This window comes from Mesotoga sp. HF07.pep.5.2.highcov, assembly GCF_003666285.1.
Classification (GTDB): domain Bacteria; phylum Thermotogota; class Thermotogae; order Petrotogales; family Kosmotogaceae; genus Mesotoga; species Mesotoga prima.
On record NZ_JFHJ01000436.1, the window covers coordinates 1 to 1,869 of the forward strand.

A 1,869-nucleotide genomic window follows, 5' to 3' on the forward strand; every position below is an offset into this window, starting at 1 on the left:
AGAGTGACCGAAGCCACAGGCTCCTCGTTAAAGAACGCCTCTACTATCTTATCTGCGTCCATAGACAATTCCGTCTCTTCTTCACTCGAATAGAAAACGCCGTCAACCTGCCATCGGTCGAATTCCCAGCCTTCTGTCGGAGTAGCTGAAAGACCGACCAGGGTAGAATAATCAAACTGATACTCTCCCGGTACCGGTGAAATACTTCCCTCTCCTTCTTCATCTTCCATAGTTAAGGTAACCGGTTGTCTCGAGAAAAAAGCTTTGATTGTCTTTTCGGAATCCATTTCCAGTTTCGTCTCTTTCTCATTTGAATAGAATTCCTCATCTACTTCCCATCGGTCGAAGTCCCACCCATCATCGGGCATGGCCTGAATATCTACAGACGTGTTGATCAAGTATTTATGATTCCCGGGAAGGGGCTGAACCTCGCCTCCCTCATCTGGCTCGAGCATAGTTAGAGTTACGGTCTTGAAGATACACTCAGTAGATAGGAAGATAAAAGAAATTGCTGCAACGAAGATCATAAGTTTCCGAAACCTGAGTTTTCTATTCCTGTAGGTTCTCAAAGAAAAACCTCCGAAATACATATTTATGTTGCTCGGTTCATGGTCTTCTCTCAAACGTATTATATTCCCGAGCATTTGTGAAAAAATCATTATCAACAGTCATTCAGTCATTGGTTGCCCTTATCCATTAGTGGTTGCAATCCAATCTGTTCATAAATGCTCACGGGAAAGAGAAGAACGTCAGCGTCCACGCATGCTTTTGTAGAAGTCTTATAATGAAGGCAATCACAAGATATTTTAAGTTGAGAAGAAAGATAGGAGTTGATGCTCAGTTCTTTGTGGAATCTACCTCGGAAGAGAGAACCGATGTGCGTTTAGTTAGACTTTCATCCATTTTTTTTGATGAAGCAAGCCTCTTACAAAACTCTCTAATAGATCACTGCAGATATCTGATACTATGGAGGCTCGAACGAAGAATTATTGGCAATCAAGATTGTAGTAGGTGCGTTTGCTCGAACTCAGAACGGATTGGAAAACTGAGACCTCCAAAAGACTCGGGACGATCAATTTGTTGCGCCGGAGCGATTATCAAATCCACCAAGAGAAAGGATCGTCAGTCTATCCAGCTATTATTTCAGGTTAATGATTGATTCTGATAGGGGTAATAGCTCGGGAAAATTCTGTTATAGCCTGAATATGGTGGATGTTGCCAGTGGTTGGAGTATCGTTGCACCGATAAGGAACAAGGCTCAAAGATGGACTCTCGAAGCTATAATTGCATTGAGAGAGTTACTTCCTTTTCCTCTTTTGGGAATTCATTCCGACAATGGCTCGGAGTTCATTAACGCTCATTTGTATAAGTATTGTTTGGATGAAAGATTGGTCTTTACCAGAAGCCGGAGTTACAACAAGAACGACAATCCTCATGTGGAACAAAAGAACTGGTCTTTGGTCAGAAGGGCCGTTGGCTATTACAGATATGACACTTTGGAGGAACTGAGTATCTTGAATGAGCTATATGAAAGCTTGAATCTCTACAACAACCATTTCCAGCCTACTCAAAAGATGATTGAAAAGACCAGAGATGGTACAAGGATAGTGAAGAAATACGACAAGTTCGCTACTCCTTATGAAAGAGTGCTTAACTCTCCCTGGATTGACTGTACAAAAAAAGATGAGCTTCGTAAGGTTCACGAAGCCCTAGATTTATACAAACTCAAGAGTAATATAGCACATTCTCAAGAATCACTGGTTGACATACAGATAATGAAGTCCAAATCTAACTCAAAGGGAGGTGTTCTTAATCTCCTTCATCTCGACTTCGAGTAGATTTTATTTTGATGCATTAACTCTCTCTTGA

Annotated in this window: 1 protein-coding gene and 1 pseudogene; one reads left to right on the top strand and one right to left on the bottom strand. The window is 41.4% G+C overall.

The window, feature by feature from the left end; all coding sequences use genetic code 11:
- A partial coding sequence (locus tag BG32_RS09195; RefSeq protein ID WP_409072657.1) for an InlB B-repeat-containing protein occupies positions 1-569 on the bottom strand: 569 nt, incomplete at its 3' end.
- Positions 570-1,169: 600 nt separating this feature from the next.
- Between BG32_RS09195 and BG32_RS09205 the strand changes: the two are divergent.
- Positions 1,170-1,838 (top strand): annotated as a pseudogene (locus BG32_RS09205) (ISNCY family transposase); the annotation flags it as partial.
- Positions 1,839-1,869: the final 31 nt, after the last annotated feature.